We start from the raw sequence: 24,252 nt of genomic DNA, 5'->3' as shown, positions 1-24,252 counted from the left end.
CGGGCTGGATCAACGAAGGCGCCTACCTTAATGATCTGGTCAGGTGGCCCGGTAGTACAATTCAGCCAATGGATGACACATTTCAGCCAGCGGATATGATGAACAAGGCAGAAATCCCCCCTCCCAAGCGCCTGCTGCGTGATGACGCACTGGACTGGTTCGAGCGCAATGACGGGCCACCGGTTGTCGCCTTCCGCTTCGACAGCCCCTTGGGCCTGGTCCGTGAAGTGGACTGGCACCACCATCAGCGCGCGCAGCTGATCTGCGTCGAACGCGGCCTGTTGACCACCCGCACCTCGCACGGAACGTGGTCACTGGCGCCAGGCTCGGCCGGCTGGATGCCACCGCTGGAGCCGCACACGGTCACCCTCGACGGCCCGCTGCGTGGCTGGGGCATGGCGCTGGCCGCACCGGCCTGCGCCACCCTGCCCGCCGATCCCTGCGTACTGGGCCTGTCCAAGCTGGCGCAGGCGCTGGCCGACCGCATCTGCGAATGGCCGCTGGGCTACGACACCACGCCCGAACGCCAGCACATCATCGAGGTGCTGCTGGACGAGATCCGTACCGCGCCGCGCCAGCGCATGCACCTGCCGATGCCGCATGACCGGCGCCTGCTGAAGATCGCCTCGCAGCTGCTGGCCGACCCGTCCGACGAGCGCAGCCTGGCCGAATGGGCGCACTGGGCCGGACTGTCGCCGCGCAGCCTGACCCGCCACTTCCGCGACGAGACCACGCTCAGCTTCGCCCAGTGGCGGCAGCAGGCCCGGCTGTCCGAAGCCCTGCGCCAGCTGACCGACGGCCGCAGCGTGGCCGATATCGCCCACGCGCTGGGCTTCAGCAGCGCCAGCGCCTTCGTCACCGTGTTCCGCCGCCACTTCGGGCTGCCACCGGGGCGCTACCTGGCACGGGCCGGACACGGCCTGGAAACCGGGTTGGACCCTGCGCGCGGCTTGGCATCCCCCGCCGCATCCGGATAATCACAGGATTGCGAGCGGCGACCGCCGTCGCCGCCTCCCGACAACAGGTAACAACGCCGCATGACCGAACTTGCCCGCCCCGTGTTCCACGGATTCGAACAACTGCCGCTGCGCGAGTACGCCGAACGCGCCTACCTCGACTACTCGATGTACGTGGTCCTGGACCGCGCCCTGCCGTTCATCGGCGACGGCCTGAAGCCGGTGCAGCGCCGCATCATCTATTCGATGAGCGAGCTGGGCCTGAATGCCGCGTCCAAGCCGAAGAAGTCCGCGCGCACCGTCGGTGACGTCATCGGTAAGTACCACCCGCATGGCGACAGCGCGTGCTACGAGGCGCTGGTACTGATGGCACAGCCGTTCTCGTACCGCTACCCGCTGATCGAGGGCCAGGGCAACTTCGGCTCCAGCGACGACCCGAAGTCGTTCGCGGCGATGCGTTACACCGAATCCAAGCTGACTCCGATCGCCGAAGTGCTGCTGGGCGAACTGGGCCAGGGCACCACCGACTGGGCACCGAACTTCGACGGCACCCTGCAGGAGCCGACCTGGATGCCGGCACGGCTGCCGCACCTGCTGCTGAACGGCACCACCGGCATCGCCGTGGGCATGGCCACCGACGTGCCGCCGCACAATCTCAACGAGATCGTCAGCGCATTGCTGCACCTGCTGGACAACCCCGATGCCAGCGTGCGCGACCTGTGCGAGCACGTGCAGGGCCCGGACTATCCGTCCAGCGCCGAGATCATCACCGCGGCCAACGATCTGCGGAACATCTACGAAACCGGCAACGGCAGCGTGCGCGCACGTGCGACCTTCACCAAGGAAGCACACAACATCGTGGTCACCGCGCTGCCGTTCCAGGTGTCGCCGTCGAAGGTGATCGAGCAGATCGCCGCGCAGATGCGCGCCAAGAAGCTGCCATGGCTGGAAGACATCCGCGATGAGTCCGACCACGCCAACCCGGTGCGCGTGGTGCTGGTACCGCGTTCCAACCGCGTCGACGCCGAGCAGCTGATGGGCCACCTGTTCGCGACCACGGACATGGAACGCAGCTACCGCGTCAACCTCAACGTGATCGGGCTGGACGGCCGTCCGCAGGTGAAGAACCTGAAGATGCTGCTCAGCGAATGGCTGACCTTCCGCAGCAACACCGTCACCCGCCGCCTGCAGCACCGCCTGCAGAAGGTCGAGCGCCGCCTGCACCTGTTGGAAGGCCTGCTGGTCGCGTTCCTCAACCTGGACGAGGTGATCCACATCATCCGTACCGAGGACGAACCGAAGGCGGCGCTGATCGCGCGCTTCGGCCTGTCCGACGACCAGGCCGAGTACATCCTGGAAACCAAGCTGAAGCAGCTGGCCCGCCTGGAGGAGATGAAGATCCGTGGCGAGCAGGACGAGCTGGCCAAGGAGCGCGAGAAGATCCTCGGCATCCTCGACAGCAAGGCCAAGCTGAAGAAGCTGATCCGCGACGAACTGACCGCCGATGCCAAGAAATTCGGCGACGCGCGCCGTTCGCCGCTGGTGCAGCGCCAGGCCGCGCAGGCCATCGACGAGACCGAGCTGGTGCCGAGCGAGCCGATGACCGTCGTGCTGTCGGAGAAGGGCTGGATCCGCGCCGCCAAGGGCCACGACGTCGATGCGTCCGCCCTGTCCTACCGTGATGGTGACGCCCTGCAGGGCGCGGTGCGTGCGCGCAGTACGCAGCAGGTCGCGTTCCTCGACAGCGAGGGCCGCGCCTACTCGACGCCGGTGCACACCCTGCCCTCCGCGCGTGGCAACGGTGAACCGCTGACCGGCCGCTTCTCGCCGGCCGCGGGCACCAGCTTCGTGACCCTGGCCAGCGCCGAGCCGGACACCCGCTTCGTGCTGGCCTCCACCCACGGCTACGGCTTCGTCACCCGCTTCGAGAACCTGATCGGCCGCAACAAGGCCGGCAAGGCGATGCTGAACCTGTCAGCCGGTTCGTCGGTGCTGACCCCGTCGGTGGTCGCCAACGTCGCCACCGATCGCATCGTGGCGGTGACCAGCTCCGGCAACCTGCTGGCGATCGCCGCCAACGACCTGCCGGAACTGGACAAGGGCAAGGGCAACAAGATCATCGAGATCCCGAAGGCCAAGCTCGCCACCGAGCGCGTGGTCGCCATCGTGGCCATCAGCCCGGGGCAGACCCTGCAGGTGCGCAGTGGGCAGCGCACGATGGGCCTGAAGTTCAACGAGCTTGACGCCTACCTCGGCGCCCGCGCCACCCGCGGCCACCTGCTGCCGCGCGGCTGGCAGAAGGTGGAAGGGCTGTCGGTGGAATAAAGGCTGGGGCCTTGCTCCTGGTGGATGTCAACCTTGGTTGACACGCCTTGCCGGAGACCAGACACGAAAAAGCCGGGGCATTCCCCGGCTTTTTCGTTGTCGGCTGGCGGGCGGTGGAGCGGCTGGCTGGCGAAAGCTGGCTGGCGATGCTCCGGTGCTGGCGGGCGACAGAACGCTGTGCTTCTTCTGGTAGAGCCGACCGCTGGTCGGCTGTCTTTTGAAGAGCAGCCGACCAGCGGTCGGCTCTACCCAAAGCGGGGCGCCGGCTCAGTGCGCCGGGGCGCCGTTGCCGTCGATCTTGCTCAGCTGGTACAGCTCCAGGCCGATGCGCTTGATCAGGCCCAGCTGCTGCTCCAGCCACCAGGCGTGGTCTTCCTCGGTGTCCTTCAGCTGCGCCAGCAGCATGTCGCGGCTCACGTAGTCACCCTTCTCTTCGCACAGCTTCATGCCGGCGGCGAGATTGTTCCGAACCGCGTATTCAGTGTCGAGATCCTTCTGCAGCATCTCTTCCACGGTCTTGCCCGGCTCGGTGGCATGCGGGCGCATGTCCGGGTCGCCGCCGAGGAACAGGATCCGGCGCAGCAGCGCGTCGGCGTGCTGGGTTTCCTCTTCCATCTCGTGGTTCAAGCGTTCGTACAGCGCGAACAGGCCCTGGTCCTCATAGCGGCGGGAATGGATGAAGTACTGGTCGCGGGCAGCGAGTTCGCCGCGCAGCAGTTCCTTCAGGCAGGCGATGACGTCCGGGTTGCCTTTCATGGGGGGGCTCCTGTGAATCGATGTGACATAGGGTGCCGCATTTCAAAATACGGTGATCTAATCGGAATCAGTCGCAGTTGCGCCTGCGGCTACAATCGGCCCACGAGTTCGGAAAGGACGTGCGATGCGACGTACATGGCGTTGGGTGCTGGGTGTGTTGGTCGCCATCGTGCTGGTCACCGCACTGGCCCTGTGGCTGCTGCTGCGCGGAAGCCTGGCCGACCTGGACGGCGAGCATGCGCTGCCGGGCCTGGCCAAGCCGGTCACCATCGAGCGCGATGCGCTGGGGGTGGTCACCATCACTGCCGGCAGTCAGGCCGACGCGATGCGCGCACTCGGCCATGTGCATGCGCAGGAACGCTATTTCGAGATGGACCTGATGCGCCGCAGTGCCGCCGGCGAGCTGTCGGCATTGTTCGGGCCGAAGGCCATTGAAGCTGACAAGCGCATGCGCGTGCACCGCCTGCGCGCCCGCACCGAGGCGCATCTGGATACCGCGCTGGGCGACAACGGCGCGGTCGTGCGCGCCTATGTGGATGGCGTAAACGAAGGCCTTACCGATCTCTCCGTGCGGCCATGGGCCTACCTGCTGCTGCGGCAGTCACCGCAACCGTGGCAGGCCAGCGACAGCGTGCTGGCCGGGCTGGCCATGTACGCCGACCTGCAAGACCCGAACAACCAGACCGAGCTTGCCCTCAGCCGCATCCGTGCGGTGGTGCCGCCGGCGCTGTACGCGCTGATTGCCCACGACGGCACCGAATGGGATGCACCGCTGTTTGGCGAAGCCACCGGCAATGCGATTCTGCCCGATGCCAGCCAGCTCGATCTGCGCACATTGAAAGGAAAGCCGGGCACCGAGCAGGAGGAGGCGGACGTCATCGGCAGCAACAACTTCGCGGTGGCCGGCGCACTCACCGCCGACGGCCGCGCCATCGTCGCCGACGACATGCACCTGGGCCTGCGCGCGCCTGGCCTGTGGTTCCGGGTGCGCCTGCGTTACCCCGACCCGCAGGCTGCCGGCGGCCAGGTCGACGTCACTGGCTTCTCGCTCCCTGGCCTGCCGGCGGTGATCGTCGGCAGCAACGGCCACGTCGCCTGGGGCTTCACCAACAGCTACATCGACACGGCGGACTACCGCACGGAACCGGCCAACGCCGCGGTCACGGTGCATGAAGAGCGCATCGCAGTGGCCGGCCAGGCCGACGTGCTGTTCCCGGTACGCGAAACCGCCTGGGGGCCGATCCTGCACACCCATGCCGATGGCAGTGGCGATGCCCTGCGCTGGGTCGCACACCTGCCCGGCGCCGTACGCCTGGATTTCGCTGATCTGGCCCGCGCCGGTGACCTGGACGGTGCACTGCACTTCGCCGACCGTGCCGGCATTCCCGCGCAGAACCTGGTGGTCGGCGACCGCAGCGGACGCATCGCCTGGCGCCTGATCGGCGCCCGCCCCGACCGAGGCCCCGGCTGTGCGCCGGCCGGCTTCACGGCCGCCAGCAACCAGGACTGCGCACCGTGGCCGATCCGCAGCGATGCCTCGCCTGCATTGATCGATCCTCCCAACCATCGCCTGTGGACCGCCAACGGACGCGTCCTCGACGGCGAGGCGCTGGCCAGCGTCGGCAACGGTGGCTATGACCTCGGCGCGCGTGCGCAGCAGATTCGCGACCTGCTCGCCATCCAGGACCGCTTCGACGAACACGACCTGCTGGCGATCCAGCTCGACGACCGCGCCGTGTTCCTGCAGCGCTGGTGGGCGTTGCTGCATGACGTCATCGAACGCAGTGACGACCCTGCACTGAAGCGCTTGAAGGCGGTCAGCCATCAATGGGGCGGCCGGGCCTCGGCCAGCTCGGTCAGCTACCGGGTGGTGCGCGCGTTCCGCACGCAGGTGATGGATACCCTGTCCGAAGCACTGCTGGCACCGGCCAACGCGCAGCTGGGCGATGACTATCTGGACCCGCGCCTGGCACAACTGGAAGGCGTGGCCTGGCCGATGCTGCAGCAGCGCCCCGCCAACCTGCTGCCACCGGCCTACGACAGCTGGGACGCGCTGCTGCTTGATGCCGCACGCCGCACCGAGAGCGAGCTGGCCAAGCAGGGCCCACTGGCCCAGCGCACCTGGGGAGAGCGCAACACCGCGGCGCTCTGCCATCCCATCGCGCGTGCATTGCCGGATATCGCCAAGCGCTGGCTGTGCATGCCCGCCGATCCCCTGCCCGGTGACCGTGACATGCCGCGTGTGCAGACGCCGAACTTCGGCGCCTCCGAACGCATGGTGGTCTCGCCCGGCCACGAGGCCGACGGCATCGTGCACATGCCCGGCGGCCAGAGCGGGCACCCGCTTTCGCCGTACTGGGGCGCCGGCCACGAAGACTGGGTGCATGGGCGGCCGACACCGTTCCTGCCCGGCAAGGCGCAGCACACGATGACGCTGGTACCGGCGCGGTAGCGGTAGTGCCGGCCGCTGGCCGGCACGACCGTCCAGCGCTCAGCCCCGGCGCCGCTCGATCAGGTTCAGTAGCGGCCCGGTCATCGCCGTGGTCACCAGCGCCATGATCACCAGCACCGCGAACAGCCGGTCGCCGAGCAGGCCCAGCTCGTAACCCAGGTTGAGCACGATCAGCTCCATCAGGCCACGGGTGTTCATCAATGCGCCCAGCCGCCATGCCTCGCGCGTGGGCATGCCGGCACTGCGCGCGGCACTGAAGGTGCCCAGCAGCTTGCCGGCCGTGGCCACCGCGATCACCACCACGCACAACACGATATCGCTGGCCTGCAGCGCATCGGCGCGCATGCGCAGGCCGGTCATGGCGAAGAACAGTGGCAGCAGCAGGGTCACCGCGAACGGTTCGACGCGGGCCATCAACAGGTCGCGCAGCTGCGCGTTGGACGATACCGCGACGCCCGCAGCGAATGCACCGAACAACGCGTGGATGCCCAGCATCTCGGTGACCAGCGCACTCGCCAGTGACAGCAGCAGGATACCCAGCAACCAACGTCCCTCACGGCCCGGCGCGATCTGCTGGCGGGCAAACCATGGCTTCACCAGCCCCAGCATCAGCGCTACGAACGCGACCACGCACAGCAGGTTGAGGCTGGCCGGCAACCAGCCGCTGGCCTGGGCGGCGGCGACGATCAAGGCCAGCAGGCACCAGGCGGTGGCATCGCCCAATGCCGCGCAGGCGATCGCGGTCTGGCCCAATGGCGTCTGTGTGATCCCACGATCGGCAAGGATGCGCAGCAACACGGGGAACGCGGTGATGCTCATGGAGATGCCGACGAACAATGCGAATGCAGTAAAGCCCACACCCTGCGGACCGTGCTGCGGATACAGCCAGATCGCCAGCGCCACGCCGAGCACGAACGGCACTGCAATACCGGCATGGCTGACCGTGAAGGCGAAGCGCCGGCGGCCACGCAGCGCCGCCAGGTCCAGCTCGGCACCGGCTACCAGCAGGAACATCAGCACGCCCAGCTGGCTGAGCATGCCCAGCGGACCCAGCGAGCTGGCCGGGAACAACGCACCATGCAGCTGCGGCAGCAGGCTGCCGAGCACCAGCGGCCCCATCATCAGGCCAGCGGCCATCTCGCCGATCACCGCCGGTTGTCCAAAGCGCTTGAGCAGCGCACCCGCGCCCTTGGCCACCAGCAGCAGCACCAGCAGCTGCAGCAGGAACAAGCCCAGCGGTGAGGCAAGGTGCTGCGCCCAGCTGCCTTCGGCGGCGGTGGCGCGGGCAACCGCCTCGGGCGCCGCCGGCCCGGCATACCGCGCCAGCAGTACGCCAGCCAGCAACGGCACCCCGGCCCAGGCCAGATAACGCCATCCCCATTTCGTGGGCGGCACGTCGCCACCTGCCTGTACGTCCATGAACATTCCCCAATGCGCAGGGGGCGATCATACAAAAAGGGGACGGAGGGGATTAAGTCGTTAGTGGCACAAACGACTTAATCCCCTCCGTCCCCTTTTTTGAGGGCTTAGGCCAGTGCCTGTTCGTGCACGCCTGCGATCGCGCGGCCCGACGGATCTGCTGCCGCGGCGAAGCTGGCGTCCCAGGCAATGGCGGCCGGCGACGAACAGGCGATCGACTTGCCGCCCGGCACGGTCTCGGCCGCCGCACGGCTGGGGAAGAACTGCTCGAACAGGTGGCGGTAGTAGTACGCCTCCTTGGTCTGTGGCGGGTTGTGCGGGAAGCGCTTGTCGGCCGCCGCCAGTACACGGTCGCTCACCTGTGCTTCGGCATGCGCCTTCAGCCCGTCGATCCAGCCGTAGCCGACGCCATCGCTGAACTGTTCCTTCTGCCGCCACAGGATGCTGTCCGGCAGGTAGCCGTCGAACGCCTCGCGCAGCACCGCCTTTTCGATGCGACGCCCGCCAAAGCCGGCGCCGACCATCTTGTGCGCGGCATCGAAGCGCATCGCCACATCAAGGAACTCACGATCAAGGAACGGCACGCGCGGCTCCACGCCCCAGGCCATCATCGACTTGTTGGCGCGCAGGCAGTCGTAGTTGTGCAGCGCGTCCAGCTTGCGCACCAGCTCGTCGTGGAATTCACGTGCATCCGGCGCCTTGTGGAAGTACAGGTAGCCACCAAAAATCTCATCGCTGCCCTCGCCGGACAGCACCATTTTCACGCCCATCGCCTTGATCCGCCGTGCCAGCAGGAACATCGGCGTCGAGGCGCGGATGGTGGTGACGTCGTAGGTTTCGATGTGGCGGATCACTTCCGGCAGCGCGTCGAGGCCTTCCTCGAAGGTGTATTCGAAGCCGTGATGCACGGTACCAAGTGCCTCGGCAGCGATCGCCGCGGCCGCCAGATCGGGCGAGCCCTTCAAGCCGATCGCGAACGAATGCAGGCGCGGCCACCAGGCTTCGGTCTGCCCGCCATCCTCGATGCGGCGACGCGCATAGCGTGCGGCAACGGCCGCCACCAGCGACGAGTCCAGGCCACCGGACAGCAGCACCCCATACGGCACGTCGCTCATCAGCTGGCGCTCCACCGCATGCTCGAAGGCCTGGCGCAGTTCGGCCAGGTCGGCCTGGCGGCCCTGCACGTCGGCGTAGTCGCGCCACGGCTGCTGGTAATAGCGCACCAGCTCACCGCTGGCACTGTCGAAGTAGTGACCCGGCGGGAACTGTGCGACGTCGGCACAGGTATCGACCAGCGCCTTCATTTCCGAGGCCACCCGCAGGCGCCCCTGGGCATCGTGGCCCCAGTACAGCGGCACCACGCCCACCGGGTCACGCGCCACCAGCACGCGCCCGCTGTCGCGGTCCCACAGCGCGAAGGCGAAGATGCCGTTGAGCTGTTCCAGCCACTGCGCCGGCGAACTGCCCTGGCGATACAGCGCGTTGATCACCTCGCAGTCCGAGCCGGTCTGGAAGTCGTAGGCGGTGGTCAGCGCCGCCTTCAATGCCTGGTGGTTGTAGATCTCGCCGTTCACCGCGAGCGCCAGCTGGCCATCGGCCGACAGCAGCGGCTGCGAACCACCGGCCGGGTCGACGATGGCCAGCCGCTCATGGACCAGCAGCGCACCTTCGTCGAGGTACACGCCGCTCCAGTCCGGGCCACGGTGGCGCTGGCGCTGCGACAGTTCCAGCGCATGGCGGCGCAGGGCGGGAAGATCGTCACCGGCCTGCAGGCCGAAGATTCCGAAGATCGAACACATGGGAGAGCTCCTGTTGGGGGATTTCACGGGTGGGAGGGTGTTCGACCGGCCATCCAGGCCCGGGTGGGGCTGCGCCCGGGCACAAAAAAACCCGCATCGGCTGATGCGGGTTTTCTGGTGTCCGGGCGTGTGTTGCTGTCTATCTACCCAGGGCGCAGTCCCGCATCGGCCGCGCACGATTATTCGCGCGCAGATTATTGCGGTTGTTGTTATTGACGGCGGTGGCCAGGCGGATCGACATGGCATCGACCCTACCCCGGTTTCCGGCACGGCGCAACCGTTGCGTTGGCAACCACTCCCCGGCGCGCATAATGGCCCGCCGTGAAACGTGTAATGGAAATGCAACACCGCACTGGACGCAACGCGGCGCTGGCCGCCCTGCTCTGCCTGGGCCTGGCCGCCTGCCAGACCCTGCCTCCGCCCTCCACGCTGCCGCTGGCGCAGCAGCAGGCACTGGAGCAACGCGGCACCGACGGCAGCTTCGACGGAGCCTGGGACACTGCGCAGACCTTCGAACGTTTCAACGATCCGCGCGCCGTCGCCTACTACGAGCGTGCTGCCGCGGTCACGCCCTGGACCTTCCACAACACCAAAGCGGAAGAAGCACTGGGCCGGATCTGGATCTCCGGCAGGCTGCAGCATGCCGACAGCCCCCACATCAACCCTGCACCTGTCCTGCGCGCGTCCTGGCGACGTGGCGAACGCGCCTATCTGGCGGCTGCCAACCACGGCAATCCCTATGCGTTCTACGGGCTCGCCAAGGCCTACCGCCAGCGAGGCGACGCGCAGCAGGCGCTGCGCTGGGACCTGCGCGGAATGATCTACGAGCGCTACCCGAGTTCGTCGTCGCGACTGCCGGATGCGGTGGCCGCACAGGGTGACACCGTGCATCCGCTGGTGGCGCAGATCCAGCGTCGTGCCGAGCACGGCGACGCCGAAGCGCAGGTCGACCTGGGCGCGCTGCTGGAGAAAGGCATGGGACTGCCGCGCGATCCGGCGCGTGCGCTGCAGCTGTACCAGCGCGCCGGTGAGAAGGGCAATGTGTTCGGCCAGTACTTCGCCGGTCTGCTGCTGGGCCGCAGTGCGCCGGGTGTGGAGAAAGACACCGACGCGGCGGCGCGCTGGTTCGCCAGAGCCGAGGCGCAACACTTCTACATGGCCGCGCCAAGTTACTGGAAGAAAGCGGTCGAGCCGCCGTTCTTCATCTTTTCCGAGTAGAGAAGCGGCCCCGGCGGGAGGCGTGCCGACCAACGGTCGGCACCCACCCTCGCGGGATTCATTCCGTCATGGGGTTCCCACCAGCAGCCGTTCCACCAGGCGCTGGTACAGCCCCGGCAACGCTTCCAGATCGTCCACGCGTACGTTCTCATCCACCTGGTGGATGCTGGCGTTGACCGGCCCCACTTCGATGCACTGCGCACCCAGTGGCGCGATGAAGCGTGCATCTGACGTGCCGCCGCCGGTGCTTTCTTCCGGCGCACGGCCGATGTGCTCGGCCAGCACCGCACGCGCGGTGGCGCGCAGCGTGCCTTCCGGGGTGTAGAACGGCTCGCCGCTGCGGTGCCACTTCAGCGTGTACTGCAGGCCATGGCGGCCCAGCAATGCGGTGATCTCCGCCTCCAGCTTCGGGGCATCCCAGTGCGGGTTGTAGCGGATGTTGAAATCCACCTCCAGCTCGCCGGGAATCACGTTGTTGGCACCGGTGCCGGCATGGATGTTGGAGACCTGCAGGCTGGTCGGCGGGAAACTCTCGTAGCCGTCATCCCAGCGCCGCGCGCTCAGTTCGGCCAGGGCCGGAGCAGCCTGGTGAATCGGGTTGCGCGCCTTATCCGGGTACGCCACGTGGCCCTGTACGCCCTGCACGCGCAGCTTGGCCGACAGGCTGCCACGACGCCCCACGCGCAGCAGGTCACCCAGGATCGCGGTCGACGACGGTTCACCGGTAATGCACCAGTCGATGCGTTGGCCGCGCTCGGCGAACAGCCGTGCAACATGACGCACACCATCGATGGCATCGCCTTCCTCGTCGCTGGTCAGCAGTACCGCCAGCGTGCCGGGGTGATCGGGATGTGCGGCGACGAACTGCTCGGCGGCGACCACGAACGCCGCCACGCTGCCCTTCATGTCGGCGGCGCCACGGCCGTACAGCACGCCGTCACGGATCTGCGGCGTGAACGGGTCGCTGGCCCAGGCCTCGCGCGGGCCCGTCGGCACCACGTCGGTATGGCCCAGCAGCACCAGCACCGGTGCGCCCTGGCCGTGGGTCGCCCACAGATTGTCGACGTCACCCAGGCGCAAGTGATCGCAATGGAATCCGGCCTGCTTCAGGCGTGCCGCCAGCAGTGCCTGGCAACCGGCATCGTCCGGTGTCACCGAAGGCCGTGCGATCAGCTCACAGGTCAAGTCGAGGACAGCGCTCATGCGTCGCCCACGCCGAAGCGTGCCTTGAAGCCGTTGTCACTGAAACCCTGGCTGACCGCGCCGTCGGCGGTGACCACCAGCGGGCGCTTGATCAGCTGCGGATACTCGCGCAGCAACAGCTTCCATTCGGCCTCGGAATCGGCAGCCTTGCGGTTGTCCGGCAACTGCCGCCAGGTGGTGGACGACTTGTTCACCATCGCGGCCAGGCCACCCAGCTGCGCCGCCCATGCCAGCAGCATTTCCGGGCTGGGTTTGTTGTCGCGGTAGTCGACGAAGGTGTAAGGCACGCCGAAGCGGTCCAGCCACTTGGTCGCCTTCTTGCAGGTATCGCAGTTCTTCAAACCGTAGACAGTGGTGCTCATGGCCATCTGTGATGCTGGAAAACAGAGGGCCAGAATCTCACAACAGGCGCTCGGACACGACCCGGAACGGTACCCTTGGCAGCCGGAAGGCCAGCCCCTCGTGCAGCGCCACGCCCATCGCCTGCAGCCGCGGACACTGCAGTTCGCCGATCAGGCGCAGGGGCTGCAGGCTGTCGACCTCGACCGGCAGCGCGATGCGGGTGCTGGCCCAGCGCTGGTCGCAGGTACGGGCGATGGCCTCGTCCTGGCAGGAGAGGAAGCGCAGCAGGGCCTGGTGGCCGCCGAAGGCCGCCGCCCACGCCACCGCATCCTCCCGGCCAGCAGCGGCCTGCCACTGCAGGTGCAGCGCCGGCGCACTGCCCTGCCCGCCTTCGATCAGGGTGTACCCTCCGCCATCGGCACGCACCACATGCTCGAAGCGAGTGGACAGATGCGGCTGCATGGCATCGCTGAAGGCACGCGCGCCGGCCACGAAGGGCAGCTGATCCATTACGTTGCGGTCGAACAGCACCACCGGTGTCCCGTCCGGATCGTCGTCACGATGCAGGTACCAGCGCCAGTTGCTCTGCCTCGGAGACGGCATCAGGGAACGCAGCGGCCCAGCCAGCGCGGGCCCGAAGTGGCCGTGACGGTAGCTGAGGATGGTATAAGGCGTGCGTCCGGCATGGACCACATAGTGATGGCCTGGTGGTGGCATCGGCGCGTGGCGCACGTCGACCCACCAGCTCACGTAGACCACGTCGCGCACGTCACTGACCAGCGCCGGCATCGGCCAGCGCCGCGACAGTGCGCGGCGCAGCCGGGTCCAGCGCGGGGCGTGCAGCAGGCGCGGCAGCATCCGCCCGAACAGGGTGTCGGACGGATGCCGGTAGATCGCGGACTGCGCCAGGTCCTCCGGCGCAGCCACCTTCAGTCGGCCAGGCCGCGCAGCAGGTCGTTGACGCTGGTCTTGCTGCGGGTCTTGGCATCGACCTGCTTGACGATCACCGCGCAGTACAGCGAGTGGGTACCGTCCTTGCTCGGCAGCGAACCGGACACCACCACGCTGTACGGCGGGATGTAGCCGTAGCTGATCTCGCCGGTGGCGCGGTTGTAGATGCGGGTGCTCTGGCTGAGGAACACGCCCATGCCGATCACGCTGTGGTGGCCGACCACCACGCCTTCCACCACTTCCGAGCGCGCACCGATGAAGCAGTGGTCCTCGATGATGGTCGGGCTGGCCTGCAGCGGTTCCAGCACGCCACCGATGCCGGCGCCGCCGGACAGGTGGCAGTGCTGGCCGATCTGCGCGCAGGAGCCGACGGTGGCCCAGGTATCGACCATGGTGCCTTCGCCGACGTAGGCGCCGATGTTGGTGAAGCTCGGCATCAGCACCACGTCCTTGCCGAAGTAGGCGCCGCGGCGGGCGATCGCGCCCGGCACCACGCGCACGCCGCCACGGCGGAACTTCGCTTCGTCATAGCCGGCGAAGCGCGATTCGACCTTGTCCCAGAACGGCGCCGGGCGCGCATCGACCACGGCCATGTCGTTGACGCGGAAGTACAGCAGCACCGCCTTCTTCAGCCACTCGTTGACCTTCCAGCCACCGTGGCCGTCCGGTTCGGCGACACGGAATTCACCGCTTTCCAGGCCGTCGATCACGCGGTTGACCAGCGGCTTGGTCGAGCCTTCCAGTTCGTGCAGGGTCAGCGTCGCACGGCGCTCGAAGGCGCTCTCGATGCCGAACTTCAGTTCTTCCACGCCCGGCGCGGCCGGCTTGCGCAGCGACTTGCGGGCGATGGTTTCGGCGCGTGCGGCTTCGGCACTCTTGGCCGGGGCCTTCCTGGGTGCCGCCACCTTCTTCGCCGGGGCCTTCACCGCTGCGGCTTTCTTCGGCGCGGCAGCCTTCTTCGCGGCCGGCACGGCGGCAGTTTGACCAGCCTTCGGCTGTTGTGGAGCTTTCTTGGCCGCTGCGCTCTTGGCGGTGGCAGCAGTCTTCTTAACAGGCTTGGTGGCCATCAGGCGGGGTCTCCGGCGTTTCGATCAGGGTCCAGGCAGGCCAGCATCGCGTCATGCAGCTGCTGCCGGGCAGGTTCAGTCAGGGGGAGGTCGTGTTCGTCACTGATCACGAAGGTGTCTTCGGCGCGTTCGCCGAACGTGGCAATGCGCGCATCATGCACGCGCAGGCCCTGGTTGCGCAGCACGAACGCCACGTCGGCCAGCAGGCCGGGGCGGTCAGGAGCGACCAGGGCAAAACGGGTCGCGCCGGGTTCATCGCGGAACTCGATGCGAGGGGCGAAACGGAAATGGCGCAGCTGCCGTGGCACCACCCGGCGCGACGGCCGCAGGCGGGTCAGGTCGCCACTGAGCGCTTCGCGCAGCGCCGCCTCCAGATTGGCGCTACTGCCATCGGCAAAGCTGTCGGCCGGGTTCACCTCGAAGGTATCGAAGATGGTGTCGGCAGGGCCGTCCAGCACGCGTGCGCGATGGATGCCATAGCCCTTGCGGTCCAGGGTCATGGCGATCGCTGCGAACAGGCCATCACGGTCCGGGGAGTGCACGAACACCTCCAGCGCCGGGTCGTCGACGCTGATCCGGCGCACCTTCACCAGTGTGTGGCCCTGCTTCACCGGTACCAGCGCGGCGGTCTGCCAGGCCAGCTGCTCGGGACGCAGGCGAATGAAGCCTTCGTCGGGCATCACTGCGAACTGGCGGTCGATGGTGGCATCGTCGTACCCCTGTTCGCGCACCAGTGCGCGCACGCTGTCGCGCGCCTCGGCCACGCGCTCGGCCGCGGGTACCGGATGCTCGAGCCCTTCGCGCAGCGCGCGCCGGGTGGCGAAATACAGATCGGCCAGCAGGCGGTCCTTCCACGCGTTCCACAGCTTCGGACTGGTGCCGGCGATATCAGCGCAGGTCAGCAGGTACAGATAGTCGAGGCGGTCGCGGCTGCCCACCAGGGTGGCGAAGCGATGGATCACCACCGGGTCGGCGATGTCCTGCTTCTGCGCGGTCACCGACATGCGCAGGTGCTGTTCGACCAGCCACGCCACCAGTTCGGTATCGGACGTGCTCAGCGCATGCGCCTGGCAGAACGCGCGCGCGTCCACCGCGCCCAGCTCCGAGTGGTCGCCGCCACGGCCCTTGGCGATGTCATGGAACAGGCCGGCCAGCAGCAGCAGCTCCGGCTTGCGCAGGCGCGGCCACACTTCATGCGCGATCGAAAAGCGCTCGTCGGCACGGCTGCTGGCGAACTGGCCGATGTTGCGCAGGACCATCAGCGTGTGCTGGTCGACGGTGTAGACATGGAACAGGTCGAACTGCATGCGCCCGCTGACCTGGGCGAAGGCAGGAATCCACTGCCCGAGCACGCCCAGCCGCGCCATGCGCGAGAGTGTGTCGACCGGGCGTTGGCCACGTAGAAGGGCCAGAAAATTCTCGCGCGCATCGCTGTCGGCCTGGTCATAGGCGGGCAGCAACGGCAATGATTCGGCCAGCGCGCGCGCAGTCAACGAATGCAGGCCGCGCACCTGCGGATTGTTGGCCCAGCTGGCGAACAGCGCGAACACCTGGCCGATGTCGCCGCGCGGCCAATCCGAATCATTGGCCGCCAGGTAACCACGGCGCAGGGAGAAACCCACGGTCAGCGGCTCCGGCTGCGCCTCGCCATCGAACTGTTCCTCGAAGCGCTGCAGCAGGCGGTCGCTGATCCGGCGCACCACCAGGGCGGCGCGGTAGAACCCCTGCATCATCTTCTCGACGCCGAGGTTCTCGGCATCGTCTTCGAAGCCCAGGCGCGCGGCCAGGGTCTTCTGGTAATCGAAACGCAGCCGCTCTTCCGGGCGCCGCGCCACCAGGTGCAGGCCGAAGCGCAGCCGCGCCAGCACCGCACGTTCGCGCTTCAGCGCCGCCGCTTCGTCGGCGCCCAGGTGGCCGAGCCCGACCAGCGCCTCCAGGTCGCGCACGCCGAACGCGCGCAGCGCCATCCAGCCCAGCGTATTGAGATCGCGCAGGCCGCCCGGGCCATCCTTCAGGTCCGGCTCCAGGTTGTCGGCGGTATCGCCGAAACGCTGGTGGCGGTTGCGCAGTTCCTCCAGCTTGGCCAGGAAGAACGCACGTGCCGGCCACAGCTCGCGGTCGTCGATGGCCTCGCGCAGCGCGCGGCGTGCCGCATCATCGGCCAGGATCGGGCGCGCCTCGATCAGCGCGGTCAGCACGGTCTGGTCAGCCGCCGCCTCGCGGCACTGCGCCGCCGAACGCACGGCATGGCTCACTGCAAGCCCGCAATCCCACAGCAGCGCGAACAAACGCGCCAGTTCCGCCTCGTGGGCAAGCTGCACGGCAGGATCACCGAACACCAGCAGGTCGATGTCCGAACGCGGGAACAGTTCACCGCGTCCGTACCCACCCACCGCGAACAGTGAAAGGCCACTGTCGGCCGGCAGGCAACGCTGCCAGGCCAGGCGGATCAGATGGTCGGCGGCACGCGCGCGCAGCGCCAGCAGGCGCTCGATGTTGTCGCCCTGGTCGAAGCGGCGGTACAGCCGCGCGTCGGCCTGCTGCAGCGCCTGTCGCGCGGCAGCAGCCCAGTCCGGGTCGTTGAGCGACGCGGCCGGCGTGTCCAGCAGCGAACCCGCCGGCAGCATCGTCAGGAGACCTGTGACTCGCCCGGCGACAGCGTCAGCACGTCAACGCCGGTTTCGGTGACCGCGATCATGTGCTCCCACTGTGCCGACAACTTGCGGTCCTTGGTCACCACGGTCCAGCCATCCGGCAGCACCTTGTTGTAACGGGTGCCCTCGTTGATCATCGGCTCGATGGTGAAGGTCATGCCCGGCTGCAGCACCAGGCCCTGGCCCGGACGGCCGTAATGCACCACCTGCGGCTCATCGTGGTAGACCTTGCCGATGCCGTGGCCGCAGTACTCGCGCACCACGCTGAAACGCTCGCCTTCGGCATAGCTCTGGATGGCATGGCCGATGTCACCCAGGGTGGCGCCCGGACGCACCGCGCGGATGCCGCGCCACATGGCTTCGTAGGTGGTTTCCACCAGGCGGCGGGCCATCACCGAAGGCGTGCCGACGAAGTACATGCGGCTGGTGTCGCCGTGCCAGCCATCCTTGATGACGGTGACGTCGATATTGATGATGTCGCCATCCTTGAGCACCTTCCCTTCGCTGGGGATGCCATGGCAGATGACGTTGTTGACCGAGGTGCACACGGTCTTCGGGAAGCCGCGGTAGCCGACGTTGGCCGGAACGGCGCCCTGCACGTTCACGATGTGGTCGTGGCAGATGCGGTCCAGTTCCTCGGTGGTGACACCGGGCTTGACGTGGGGGGTGACGATGTCGAGCACTTCGCTGGCCAGGCGGCCGGCGATTCGCATCATCTCGATTTCCTGCGGGGTTTTCAGATTCACGCTCATGGCCCCCATTATCGCCGATCCGGCCACAATCTGAACGAACGCCACCCAACTGGCGATCCGGGCCATGCACGGTTCCGGCAAGGAAAGTGAAAGCGTGATGACCTCCACTCTTTCGCCCGCCTATTTATCACGGATTACAGACACTTACCCGCACAAGCTGAGGCTACCGTCGCCGAAGCGGTGCCGAACGTGCCGCCTTCGCCTTGTTCAACGGACCTTCGGGTCAGGGAGGTTGTCCATGCGATTCCCGCTTCGTTCCCTGCGTGCGTGGCGCCTGTTGGCCCTGCTGATGGCTGGCCCAGCGCTGGCCCAGGCCGCCGACACCACCACCTTCAACGTCACCCTGGTGGTCACCAAGGCCTGCACCATCACCGCCGCTGCGGCAACCAACGTCGACTTCGGCACTGCGGCCTCGACCACGGCGACCCCCACCCTGGGCCAGGGCACGGTCACCGCGCAGTGCTCGGCCCTGACCCCGTACACGATTTCACTGAATGCGGGTGCCAATGCAGGCACTGCCAATGACGTCACCACCCGCCGGATGAAGAACACCAACGCCGCGGTGACCGCCAACAACTTCGTGGGCTACCAGCTGTACCAGGATGCCGCGCACACCCTGGTCTGGGGTTCCACCTCCGGCACCAACACGCAGGCCGGCATCGGCACCGGCCTGGCCGTGCCTTACATCGTCTACGGCCAGATCCTCAACCTGAGCACCAACAACCCGGCCACCGGTAACTACCTGGATACGGTCACCGCCACGATCACCTATTGATGGAGCACGCCCGCATGGCCGGACCCCGCCCGTGGCGCGCCACCGGCGTGGCGCTGCTCGCCCTGTGCCTGCTGGCGACCTCTACGGCAGGCGCCACCAGCCTGCAGGTCGCCCCCACCAGCCTGCAGCTGGAAGCCCGCCAGCGTGCCGGCGAGCTGTGGCTGACCAACAGCGGCACCTCACCGGTGAAGCTGCAGGTACGCGTCTTCCGCTGGGTGCAGCAGGGTGGCCAGGAGCAACTGCTGCCCACCGATGAACTGATGGCCTCCCCGCCGATGCAGGAGCTGGCGGCGGGCCAGCAGCAGCTGGTGCGGGTGATGCGCCCGACCCGGGAGCCCCCGGCGGCACAGCAGTACTACCGCCTGATCGTGGACGAGGTGCCGGACCTGGCCACCCGTGCCGAGGGCATGCAGTTCGTCCTGCGCTACTCGATCCCGGTATTCGTGCAGCCCGCGTCCGGCAAGCTCGCCCCGCAGCTGCAGGCGCGCCTGGTGACGCTGGGCGATGGCCGCAACGGCGTCGAGGTGGCCAATTCGGGCAACAGCTATGCACAGATTGCCGACCTCGCACTCGGTAGCGCCAAGCGCCCGCGCATCGTGCACCCCGGCCTGCTGGGCTATGTGCTGCCCGGCCAGGTGATGCGCTGGCCGATCGAGCGCATGGCGATCGACCGCGACAACGACCAGATCACGGCCAAGCTCAATGGCGAGTCGGAACAGACCCCGCTATCGCCACCACCGGCTCGCTGAGGCGTTGATGGGCGCGCTGCTGGCTGCCCTGGCTCCTGCGGCGACCGAAGCCGCCGATGTGTCCGGTGCCGCGGCCACGGGAGCCGCCGACGTATCAGGAATCTCCGCCGATGCGATCCTGCCGCCCCCCACCCCGCTGACCGCCAGCCAGACGCTGTATCTGGACGTATCGCTCAACAGCACGCCGCGCGGCCTGCTGCCGTTCGTCGAAAACCGTGGCCGCCTGCAGGCCAGCCCCGACGTCCTGCGCCAGCTCGGCTTCAATGCCAGCGGCGATGCACCGGTCTACCTGGACCAGATCAGCGGCGCGGTGGTGCGCTATGACGCGCACATGCAGACCCTGGCGCTGGACGTGCCGCTGGACCAGCTGACCCTGCCGACCACCGTACTCAGCCGCCCACAGACGCGTGCACCTGCCGGCAGCGCCTCACCCGGCGTGCTGCTCAACTACGACATCTACGGCAGCCGGGTGGACACGCTCGGCAACCTCAGCCTGAGCTCGGAGCTGCGCCTGTTCGGCATCGGCAACGGCACCTTCGAGAACACCGCGATCAGCCGTCGCTACCAGCAGCCCGGTGATCGTCGCTGGCGCGGTGAAAGCGTGCGCCTGGATACGCGCTGGAGCCTGGATTTCCCCGACCAGGCGATGACGCTGGAGGTCGGCGATTTCTACAGCGGCTTCGTCGACTGGACCCGTCCGGTGCGCCTGGGTGGCCTGCAGATCGGTCGCAACTACGGCCTGCAGCCCTATCGCGTGCTGACCCCCACGCCCAGTTTCCTCGGCCAGGCGGTGGTGCCGTCCACGGTCGAGCTGTACGTCGATGGCCTGCGCCAGTACAGCGGCCAGGTCCCGGTCGGCCCGTTCCAGCTGGCCGCACAGCCGGGGATCAGCGGCACCGGCAGCGCACAGGTGGTGGTCACCGACGCATTCGGCCGCATGCAGACACTGGATTTCAGTTTCTATGGCACCCAGCAGCTGCTGGCCAAGGGCCTGTCGGACTGGTCGGTCGGTGTTGGCCAACTGCGCGAGGACTTCGGCCAGCGCTCCTTCGCCTACGACGACCGCACCGTGGCCAGTGCCAACTGGCGCGGCGGCATCAGCGATACCTTCACCGGTGAAGCGCATGCCGAAGGCGGCGGTGGCCTGACCCAGGCCGGCATCGGCGGCGGGTGGCTGCTCGGCGGCGCGGGCGTGTTCAACGCCGCCTATGCGCACAGCAACTACCAGGGCCTGCAGGGTGGCCAGTGGGCGCTGGGTTACAGCTGGAACAACCGCCGACTCAACGTCAATCTGCGCACCGTGCGCAGCCATGGTGATTACCGCGACCTGGGCGCACTGCAGGGCAACCTGCCACCCAGCATCAGCGAACAGGCCACGGTCGGCGCCGACCTGCTGCGGCTGGGCACGCTCAGCGCCAGCTACCTGCGCCTGCGCTACCCCGATGGCGAAGACAACCGCTACGCCAGCCTGTTCTGGTCGCGTACCTGGAGCCAGCGCTGGTCAGCCTACCTCTCGGTGAACCAGAACCTGGACCAGAGTGATGACCGCAGCATCTATCTGTCGGTGACGGCCAGCCTGGGCAACAACCGCCAGGCCAGCCTGTCCAGCCAGCGCAATGGCGACAGCCAGACCTGGGTGGCCGACGTCACCCAGCCGGTGCCCGGCGATGGCAGTGCAGGCGGCATCGGTTGGCGCGCGCAGGTGCGCCACGGCGAGGACGGCAGTGGCGGCCTGGCCGAAGTCGGCATCCTCAATGACGTCGGCCGCTACTCCTTCGGCGCCTCGCGCCAGGGCGGGCTCAACTATGCCTACGGCAGCGCCAGTGGCAGCCTGGTCTGGATGGGCGGGCACGCGTTCGCCACCCGCGAGGTCTCCGATGCATTCGCGGTGATCAGCACCAATGGTGTCGGTGGCGTGCCGGTGCGGCTGGAGAACCGCCTGATCGGCGTCACCGATGATCGTGGCCTGTTGCTGGTCAGCCCGCTGCTGTCCTGGCAGCGCAACCGGGTCTCGATCGACACCCTGGACCTGCCCGAGGACATGCGTGCCGACCGCATCGAGGACTGGGTGACGCCGCGCCAGCGCGCTGGGACCCACGTGACATTCCAGTTGCGCTCGCGGCCCTCTCTGAGCCTGACGCTGCAGAGCATGGACGGGCAGCCGCTGGAAGTGGGCAGCGAAGTGCAGTTGCCCGGCGGACGCCAGGCCACGGTGGGCTATGACGGCCTGCTGTATCTGGAAGACGTCGCTGCCGGCAGCGTGCTGTACATCACCACCAGCCGCGGCCAGTGCCGGGTGAAGGTACCCGAGCCGCCCAAGGTAGTGGCGTCCGGCGCCCGGCCGAAGCCGGCACCGCTGCCGTGCATCCCGGAGGTGGCGCCATGAGAGTGCTGCTGCTCGGCATGCTGCTGTTCGCCGGCCTGCTCGGGGCACTACCGGCCCAGGCGACAGCGGTCTGCACGGCAACCGCGAACCCGACCCTGCCGTTCGGCAACATCAACAGCAACGCTCCCGGCCCTACGGCGGCGACGCTGAACATCACGGTGACCTGTACCACCGCCGCACTGAGCCTGCTGGCCACCACCGGCGTCCGCGTCTGCGTGGGTGTCGGCGCAGGCAGTGGCGGCGGCAGCAGCTCCACCTTCCGCACGATGTCCACTTCCACCAGCGACACCATGAATTTCCAGCTCTACAACAACGCCAGCTACGGCCAGGTCACCGGCCTGGTGCCACGCGGCACGCCGCCGGCGCAGGAACTGACCATGAGCTACAACGTGCCGCTGCTGACCGGCGGCAGCGGTGCGCAGTCCGTGCAGCTGTTCGCGCAGATCCCCGCCAACCAGATCCTCGCTTCGGGTGCTTACAGCAGCACCTTCAGTGGCGCCAACGTGGTGCTCACCTGGGCCTGGAACGAAGTCCTGCTCGGCAACGCCACCGTGCCGGCCGCCTGCAACGGCGGCGCAACCGGCACCAACAGCGCCAGTGCGGCCTTCAGCTTCACTGCCACTGCCAACGTGCTGCCGCAATGCGGCAGCTACGTCACCACCAACATGGACTTCGGCAACGTCACCGGCAGCATTCCCGCCAACATCGACCGGACCGCCACGCTCACGCTGACCTGCCTGAAGAACACCGCCTACCAGATCAGCCTCAACAACGGCCAGAACAACCCCGCCGCCTCCACCACCCGGCGCATGGCCACCACCATTGGCAGCGGCACCTACTACCTCCCCTATGAGCTGTACCGCGACGCCGCGCGCAGCCTGCGCTGGGGCAATACCCTCAATGTCGATACCGTTGGCGGCACCGGAAGTGGCAGCGCGCAGCAGCTGACCATCCATGGCCGGGTGCCGCCGGTCACCGGCCAGCCCCCGGCCGGTACCTACAACGATCTGGTGCAGGTGACGATCACTTACTGACCTGTGTTCCGACCAACGGTCGGCATCCACCGGGATGGGTTGGAATGGTCGGCACCCACCGGGATGGGTTGGAATGGTCGGCACCCACCGGGGTGGGTTTGGAATGGTCGGCACCCACCGGGGTGGGTTTCGGTAGATCCACGCCGTGCGTGGATGCGCGCATCACTCCTGCGGCAGGACCAGTCGACTGGCAGTCGAGCCTACAGATTCGGCCGATCCGGCCGATACCGCGCAACGGGTCCTACAGTACGGTGGATGGCAGGTGGTTCGCGCACTTCTGATCGGGGCGATGCTGGTCGCCAGTACGCCCGCGTGGGCCGATCCCGGCAGCACCTCCCTGCAGATCCGGCTGACTGTGGTCGAGGGCTGCAGCAGTGATGCCGGCAACACCCGATGCACGGCACCGCACCGGCGCAGCGACGCGCCCGAGCTTCCGCAACAGATCCGCGACCTCGCGCCGCCGGCCGACAGCGACGACGCGGCGCCTGCCGTGACCCTCATCTACTGATGCGCATCCTGCTGAGCCTGCTGGCACTGCTGCTGGCACTGCCCGCTGCGGCGCTGGACCTGGTGCCCACCACCCTGCAGCTGCCCGCCGAAGGGGGGCACGGCGAGCTGTGGCTGTACAACCCCGGGCCCGGCCGCTGGCAGGGCGAGGTTCGAATCCTGGCCTGGGAACAGCAGGTCGATGCGGAAAAGCTGCGGCCCAGCGACCAGATCCTGGCCAGCCCCGCCCGGCTCGACCTCCCGCCCGGCACCCGTCAACGCATCTGGCTGCTGCCTCGGGAGACGTCGCCCGTTGCCGTCGAGCAGGCCTACCGGGTGATCCTGAGCCCCAGCGGACCGGACCTGCCACGCTACTCGCTGCCCTTGTTCCGGGGGCATGCGGCGCCCCTGGCGCGGCCGGACCTGCATGCCGGGATAGAGCCCGGAACGTCGCAGCCTCTTCTGCGACTGCGCAACGCAGGTTCCGTTCACGCCCGCCTGCACGATCTTGCGTTCGTCGCCGGCGATGGACGCCGCACCCTGCTGCTGCCGGGATTGGCCGGCTACCTGCTGGCGGGCCGGGAACGCCGCTGGGCCCTCCCCGTCCATGCCGACGGCTATGCCGGTGGCCATTTCCAGGCCCGGCTGCAGGACGGCCGCGTGGTCGATCTGACCGCGCCGGACCCGGCAATTGCAGCGAGCGCTCCCAGCGGGCTATAATCGACCGGATTCCTGCCGCCTGCGTGCGCGGGAGACCGTCCACACCGGACGTCACCGGTGAATCCACACCTGCTGCCCCCATCCGTGCCGGGGTGCTCCGCAAGGAGTTCGGCCACGGAGGCAACAGGGAAGCCCAACCCCGGAACCATCCGCGCTTCCACGCGTCCCGCATACCTATCCCGCGGGCGGAATCGCCGGTTCCATATCA

At 67.8% G+C, this 24,252-nt stretch carries 19 protein-coding genes; 10 read left to right on the top strand and 9 right to left on the bottom strand.

Annotated elements, in window-relative coordinates; translation table 11 throughout:
* Positions 1–95 precede the first annotated feature (95 nt).
* Both ACZLIB_RS07320 and parC read left to right on the top strand, forming a co-directional pair.
* Positions 96–977, top strand: coding sequence for a helix-turn-helix domain-containing protein (locus ACZLIB_RS07320; RefSeq protein ID WP_049399506.1), 882 nt, complete (start codon positions 96–98; stop codon positions 975–977).
* Between the two features lie 60 nt (positions 978–1,037).
* Entirely contained in the window at positions 1,038–3,281 is a 2,244-nt protein-coding gene (gene parC / locus ACZLIB_RS07315) for a DNA topoisomerase IV subunit A (RefSeq protein ID WP_182267510.1), read from the top strand.
* A gap of 267 nt (positions 3,282–3,548) precedes the next feature.
* Here the strand turns inward: parC and bfr are convergent, their stop codons facing one another.
* The gene (gene bfr / locus ACZLIB_RS07310; protein WP_004151115.1) at positions 3,549–4,037 is read right to left on the bottom strand and encodes a bacterioferritin; all 489 of its coding nucleotides are present in this window, start codon (positions 4,035–4,037) and stop codon (positions 3,549–3,551) included.
* Positions 4,038–4,161: 124 nt separating this feature from the next.
* Between bfr and ACZLIB_RS07305 the strand changes: the two genes are divergently transcribed.
* Entirely contained in the window at positions 4,162–6,489 is a 2,328-nt protein-coding gene (locus ACZLIB_RS07305; protein WP_478469503.1) for a penicillin acylase family protein, read from the top strand.
* Between the two features lie 39 nt (positions 6,490–6,528).
* On the opposite strand, the gene ACZLIB_RS07300 is transcribed toward ACZLIB_RS07305, so the two are convergent.
* Entirely contained in the window at positions 6,529–7,914 is a 1,386-nt protein-coding gene (locus tag ACZLIB_RS07300; RefSeq protein WP_478469502.1) for a cation:proton antiporter domain-containing protein, read from the bottom strand.
* Positions 7,915–8,015: 101 nt separating this feature from the next.
* On the bottom strand, positions 8,016–9,707 hold the full coding sequence (asnB, locus tag ACZLIB_RS07295) for an asparagine synthase B (protein ID WP_049399515.1): 1,692 nt from the start codon (positions 9,705–9,707) through the stop codon (positions 8,016–8,018).
* Between the two features lie 339 nt (positions 9,708–10,046).
* Here asnB and ACZLIB_RS07290 point away from each other — a divergent pair, with 339 nt between their 5' ends.
* Complete coding sequence (locus ACZLIB_RS07290; RefSeq protein ID WP_180838125.1) at positions 10,047–10,925, top strand: tetratricopeptide repeat protein; 879 nt, start codon at positions 10,047–10,049, stop codon at positions 10,923–10,925.
* Between the two features lie 66 nt (positions 10,926–10,991).
* Here the strand turns inward: ACZLIB_RS07290 and dapE are convergent, their stop codons facing one another.
* From dapE to map, 6 genes are read right to left on the bottom strand one after another with little or no spacing between them, the layout of a single operon-like run.
* Positions 10,992–12,128 carry a succinyl-diaminopimelate desuccinylase gene (dapE, locus tag ACZLIB_RS07285; protein WP_478469501.1) on the bottom strand — a complete coding sequence of 379 codons (1,137 nt, stop codon included), beginning with the start codon at positions 12,126–12,128 and terminating at the stop codon, positions 10,992–10,994.
* Positions 12,125–12,496: an arsenate reductase gene (locus tag ACZLIB_RS07280; RefSeq protein ID WP_180847611.1), complete on the bottom strand. Its 372-nt coding sequence runs from the start codon at positions 12,494–12,496 to the stop codon at positions 12,125–12,127. Before ACZLIB_RS07280 ends, dapE begins: the two co-directional genes overlap by 4 nt.
* Positions 12,497–12,527: 31 nt before the next feature.
* Complete coding sequence (locus tag ACZLIB_RS07275; RefSeq protein ID WP_248859843.1) at positions 12,528–13,397, bottom strand: hypothetical protein; 870 nt, start codon at positions 13,395–13,397, stop codon at positions 12,528–12,530.
* A 2-nt stretch (positions 13,398–13,399) separates the two neighbouring features.
* The gene (gene dapD / locus ACZLIB_RS07270; RefSeq protein ID WP_478469499.1) at positions 13,400–14,488 is read right to left on the bottom strand and encodes a 2,3,4,5-tetrahydropyridine-2,6-dicarboxylate N-succinyltransferase; all 1,089 of its coding nucleotides are present in this window, start codon (positions 14,486–14,488) and stop codon (positions 13,400–13,402) included.
* Complete coding sequence (locus tag ACZLIB_RS07265; protein ID WP_478469914.1) at positions 14,488–17,097, bottom strand: [protein-PII] uridylyltransferase; 2,610 nt, start codon at positions 17,095–17,097, stop codon at positions 14,488–14,490. The genes dapD and ACZLIB_RS07265 overlap by 1 nt, the downstream gene beginning before the upstream one ends.
* Before the next feature lie 20 nt (positions 17,098–17,117).
* Complete coding sequence (gene map / locus ACZLIB_RS07260; protein WP_107433358.1) at positions 17,118–17,960, bottom strand: type I methionyl aminopeptidase; 843 nt, start codon at positions 17,958–17,960, stop codon at positions 17,118–17,120.
* Between the two features lie 172 nt (positions 17,961–18,132).
* Here map and ACZLIB_RS07255 point away from each other — a divergent pair, with 172 nt between their 5' ends.
* The 6 genes from ACZLIB_RS07255 (at position 18,133) to ACZLIB_RS07230 (ending at position 24,044) form a co-directional block, all read left to right on the top strand.
* Complete coding sequence (locus tag ACZLIB_RS07255) at positions 18,133–18,669, top strand: Csu type fimbrial protein (protein WP_110711716.1); 537 nt, start codon at positions 18,133–18,135, stop codon at positions 18,667–18,669.
* On the top strand, positions 18,669–19,418 hold the full coding sequence (locus ACZLIB_RS07250; protein ID WP_110711715.1) for a fimbrial biogenesis chaperone: 750 nt from the start codon (positions 18,669–18,671) through the stop codon (positions 19,416–19,418). Before ACZLIB_RS07255 ends, ACZLIB_RS07250 begins: the two co-directional genes overlap by 1 nt.
* 7 nt (positions 19,419–19,425) lie before the next feature.
* The gene (locus ACZLIB_RS07245; RefSeq protein ID WP_478469497.1) at positions 19,426–21,804 is read left to right on the top strand and encodes a fimbria/pilus outer membrane usher protein; all 2,379 of its coding nucleotides are present in this window, start codon (positions 19,426–19,428) and stop codon (positions 21,802–21,804) included.
* Positions 21,801–22,838, top strand: a complete 1,038-nt coding sequence (locus tag ACZLIB_RS07240; RefSeq protein ID WP_478469496.1) for a Csu type fimbrial protein — start codon at positions 21,801–21,803, stop codon at positions 22,836–22,838. The genes ACZLIB_RS07245 and ACZLIB_RS07240 overlap by 4 nt, the downstream gene beginning before the upstream one ends.
* 289 nt (positions 22,839–23,127) lie before the next feature.
* Positions 23,128–23,346: a hypothetical protein gene (locus tag ACZLIB_RS07235; RefSeq protein WP_049399532.1), complete on the top strand. Its 219-nt coding sequence runs from the start codon at positions 23,128–23,130 to the stop codon at positions 23,344–23,346.
* Positions 23,346–24,044 (top strand): fimbrial biogenesis chaperone, encoded by a 699-nt coding sequence (locus ACZLIB_RS07230; RefSeq protein WP_180844858.1) that lies wholly within the window; start codon positions 23,346–23,348, stop codon positions 24,042–24,044. Before ACZLIB_RS07235 ends, ACZLIB_RS07230 begins: the two co-directional genes overlap by 1 nt.
* The last annotated feature ends 208 nt before the right edge of the window (positions 24,045–24,252 follow it).

This window comes from Stenotrophomonas sp. 220_Sma, assembly GCF_056487375.1.
This window is presented reverse-complemented; position numbering and strand designations above follow the sequence as displayed.

Excerpts from the sequence above, each read along its gene's own strand:
- ACZLIB_RS07320 (WP_049399506.1), top strand. The coding sequence starts at position 96 with ATGATGAACAAGGCAGAAATCCCCCCTCCCAAGCGCCTGCTGCGTGAT.
- parC (WP_182267510.1), top strand. The coding sequence starts at position 1,038 with ATGACCGAACTTGCCCGCCCCGTGTTCCACGGATTCGAACAACTGCCG.
- bfr (WP_004151115.1), bottom strand. The coding sequence starts at position 4,037 with ATGAAAGGCAACCCGGACGTCATCGCCTGCCTGAAGGAACTGCTGCGC.
- ACZLIB_RS07305 (WP_478469503.1), top strand. The coding sequence starts at position 4,162 with ATGCGACGTACATGGCGTTGGGTGCTGGGTGTGTTGGTCGCCATCGTG.
- ACZLIB_RS07300 (WP_478469502.1), bottom strand. The coding sequence starts at position 7,914 with ATGTTCATGGACGTACAGGCAGGTGGCGACGTGCCGCCCACGAAATGG.
- asnB (WP_049399515.1), bottom strand. The coding sequence starts at position 9,707 with ATGTGTTCGATCTTCGGAATCTTCGGCCTGCAGGCCGGTGACGATCTT.
- ACZLIB_RS07290 (WP_180838125.1), top strand. The coding sequence starts at position 10,047 with ATGCAACACCGCACTGGACGCAACGCGGCGCTGGCCGCCCTGCTCTGC.
- dapE (WP_478469501.1), bottom strand. The coding sequence starts at position 12,128 with ATGAGCGCTGTCCTCGACTTGACCTGTGAGCTGATCGCACGGCCTTCG.
- ACZLIB_RS07280 (WP_180847611.1), bottom strand. The coding sequence starts at position 12,496 with ATGGCCATGAGCACCACTGTCTACGGTTTGAAGAACTGCGATACCTGC.
- dapD (WP_478469499.1), bottom strand. The coding sequence starts at position 14,488 with ATGGCCACCAAGCCTGTTAAGAAGACTGCTGCCACCGCCAAGAGCGCA.
- map (WP_107433358.1), bottom strand. The coding sequence starts at position 17,960 with ATGGCCCGGATCGCCAGTTGGGTGGCGTTCGTTCAGATTGTGGCCGGA.
- ACZLIB_RS07255 (WP_110711716.1), top strand. The coding sequence starts at position 18,133 with ATGCGATTCCCGCTTCGTTCCCTGCGTGCGTGGCGCCTGTTGGCCCTG.
- ACZLIB_RS07250 (WP_110711715.1), top strand. The coding sequence starts at position 18,669 with ATGGAGCACGCCCGCATGGCCGGACCCCGCCCGTGGCGCGCCACCGGC.
- ACZLIB_RS07245 (WP_478469497.1), top strand. The coding sequence starts at position 19,426 with ATGGGCGCGCTGCTGGCTGCCCTGGCTCCTGCGGCGACCGAAGCCGCC.
- ACZLIB_RS07240 (WP_478469496.1), top strand. The coding sequence starts at position 21,801 with ATGAGAGTGCTGCTGCTCGGCATGCTGCTGTTCGCCGGCCTGCTCGGG.
- ACZLIB_RS07235 (WP_049399532.1), top strand. The coding sequence starts at position 23,128 with ATGCTGGTCGCCAGTACGCCCGCGTGGGCCGATCCCGGCAGCACCTCC.
- ACZLIB_RS07230 (WP_180844858.1), top strand. The coding sequence starts at position 23,346 with ATGCGCATCCTGCTGAGCCTGCTGGCACTGCTGCTGGCACTGCCCGCT.